The organism is Oleiphilus sp. HI0086 (genome assembly GCF_001635225.1).
Genome location: NZ_LWFZ01000852.1, coordinates 1 through 2,574 on the forward strand (window position 1 = coordinate 1; position 2,574 = coordinate 2,574).

Sequence of the window (2,574 nt, forward strand, 5' to 3'; positions counted from 1 at the left end):
TGTACGGTGGTAGTGTTAATGTAAAAACCGCCAAAGAATTGTTTGGTCAGGATGATATTGATGGTGGGCTAGTTGGTGGCGCATCATTAAAAGTGAGCGACTTTTTACAAATCTGTAAGAGCGCTGGTTAGTAATTTTTATTGTTGTTTGTTGCAATTAAGAGTTTGAGGCTCTTGATGGGGCGGGCAACTAGAGTAGAAAAATAGGCTAAAAGTATGGAATGGTTAGAGACTGCCGTTATTGTGGTGCATATTCTGGTATCACTAGGTTTGATTGGTTTGGTTTTGCTGCAGCAAGGTAAGGGTGCTGAAGCGGGTGCTTCCTTTGGTGGTGGTGCGTCACAAACCGTTTTTGGTAGTCAGGGTAGTGGTAGCTTCCTAACACATATGACCAAATACTTTGCGATTGTATTCTTTATTACCAGTATTTCTCTGGCGGTGATCGCTAAGCAGAAATCAGAAATTTCTGCAGATGATTTCATTGCGCCTGTTGCTGAGCTTGAAACCTCAGGAACTGATGAGTCGGCGACAGAGTTAGAAGGCGGTGAGTCAATTGATACGGCTGCGAAAGATGCGATGCCTGCCGAGTCAGCGGCGCCAGAGTTAGAATAAGTTTTTGGTTTTTGCCCAAGTGGTGGAATTGGTAGACACGCTATCTTGAGGGGGTAGTGGCGTAAGCCGTGCCGGTTCAAGTCCGGCCTTGGGCACCAACTTAGAAAGCCTGTCACGTTTGTGACGGGCTTTTTGCTTTTCTGGGTTTAAGTTATTTGTTCAAGTAATAGATCAATTGTGGGTAATGAACTGTAAGGTACAGTGCTTAACGGTTGACCCATTAAGGTTTGGTGCATATAATGCGGCCGAATATTGCTGCGCACGAGTATAGTCCAAGCTTGTTTATTGCTTTGATTAATATTGCTGATGTTGATTTATTAGATGTTAGCTTGTGGAAATCAACGATGCGTGAGAAAAATCTGGTAAAAGCCGCCTTTGGTGGTCTCTTGAGTGTTACTCAGAGGCTCGGTTGTTTAAGGTTGTGGTGGCTTTTTCGTGTGATGGGCTTTATGCCCATTTTTTGTTTCTGAAATATGAAAAACGGTACTGCCATTGTCTGCAAAAAAGAAGCTGTTAGAAGAATTGATTGAACCGGTCATTGAAGGGCTGGGTTACGAGTGTTGGGGTATTGAATATATGTCCCAGGGTAAGCACTCTGTGTTGCGTGTGTTTATTGAAAGCGCACAAACCGAAGAAAAACAAGAAACTGAAGTCCCTGGTGAAGTAGATGAAAATATCACTGAGGAACAGGCCAGGGAAAGCGGCATAGAGCTCAAAGATTGTGAGCTGGTGAGCCGTCAGTTGAGTGGTGTAATGGATGTAGAAGATCCGATAAACGGAGAGTATACCTTGGAGGTTTCTTCGCCAGGCATGGATCGTCCATTATATAAGCTAAATCACTATGAACGGTTTCAGGGGCACCAAGTTGCCTTGAAATTACGCATGGCCTATGAAGGTCGTCGCAAGTACAGTGGTTTACTAAAAGGATTGGAAGGAAATGATATTGTTCTTCAGGTTGGTGAAGAAGAATTTTTATTTCCTATTGAAGCGATTGAAAAAGCGAACGTAGTGCCGCAGTTTGATTGAATTTGAAGATTGGAGCGAATGACGCGATGAATAAAGAAATTTTGCTAGTTGTTGAAGCAGTTTCAAATGAAAAGGGTGTTGAAAAAGATATTATTTTTGAAGCGATTGAACTGGCTTTAGCGGCAGCAACCAAAAAACGTTACGAAGACGAAGAAGACGCCAATATTGAAGTTAAGATCGACCGTAAGACGGGTGATCACGAAACCTTCAGGCATTGGACTATCGTTGATAATGAAGCTGTTCCAGGTTTGGGTACCGAGTTGACAATGCAGGAAGCAGAGGAAATAGATACATCTCTGCAACCAGGCGATATTCATACCGAACAGGTTGAATCAATTTCATTCGGTCGAATTGGTGCTCAGGCAGCAAAGCAGATTATTGTCCAGAAAGTTCGCGAAGCAGAGCGAGAGAAGATTGTCGATAGTTATCGCGATCGCGTCGGTGAACTTGTTTCAGGTACCGTGAAGAAAGTAACACGAGATAATGTGATTGTTGATCTAGGTAACAATGCTGAGGCATTACTTCCTCGTGAGAATCTGATCGCTCGTGAAGTTTTCCGAATGGGCGACCGTGTTAGGGCGCTTCTAGAAGAAATTCGAGTTGAAGTTCGTGGCCCTCAACTTATTCTGAGCCGTTCAGCGCCAGGTATGTTGATCGAGTTGTTTAAAATTGAAGTGCCTGAGATTTCAGAAGAAGTTATCGAGATTCGTGCCGCGGCGCGTGATCCAGGTTCTCGAGCTAAAATCGCTGTAAAAACTAATGATAAGCGAATTGATCCGGTTGGTGCTTGTGTTGGTATGCGTGGAGCACGAGTTCAGGCCGTCTCAGGTGAGTTAGGTAATGAGCGTGTCGATATCATCGTCTGGGATGATAACCCGGCTCAGCTAGTGGTTAACGCCATGAGGCCTGCCGAGGTTGCTTCTATCGTAGTAGACGA

The 2,574-nt window shown here is 44.1% G+C and carries 4 protein-coding genes and 1 tRNA gene; all 5 read left to right on the plus strand.

Annotated features, from left to right (window positions below):
• The coding region (locus tag A3756_RS26145) for a triose-phosphate isomerase (protein ID WP_197481328.1) at positions 1 to 131 on the plus strand (131 nt) is incomplete at its 5' end.
• Positions 132 to 215: 84 nt separating this feature from the next.
• Positions 216 to 611 (plus strand): preprotein translocase subunit SecG, encoded by a 396-nt coding sequence (secG, locus tag A3756_RS15360; RefSeq protein WP_068515214.1) that lies wholly within the window; start codon positions 216 to 218, stop codon positions 609 to 611.
• 13 nt (positions 612 to 624) lie between these two features.
• A tRNA-Leu gene (locus A3756_RS15365) sits at positions 625 to 709 on the plus strand.
• Between the two features lie 394 nt (positions 710 to 1,103).
• A complete protein-coding gene (gene rimP / locus A3756_RS15375; RefSeq protein WP_068515210.1) occupies positions 1,104 to 1,637 on the plus strand; it encodes a ribosome maturation factor RimP in 534 nt (177 codons plus the stop codon).
• A gap of 26 nt (positions 1,638 to 1,663) precedes the next feature.
• Positions 1,664 to 2,574, plus strand: a 911-nt coding sequence (nusA, locus tag A3756_RS15380) for a transcription termination factor NusA (protein ID WP_068553818.1), incomplete at its 3' end; no start/stop codon positions are given.

Bases quoted from the DNA above. Each gene is read 5' to 3' on its own strand.
- secG (WP_068515214.1), top strand. From the start codon at position 216: ATGGAATGGTTAGAGACTGCCGTTATTGTGGTGCATATTCTGGTATCA.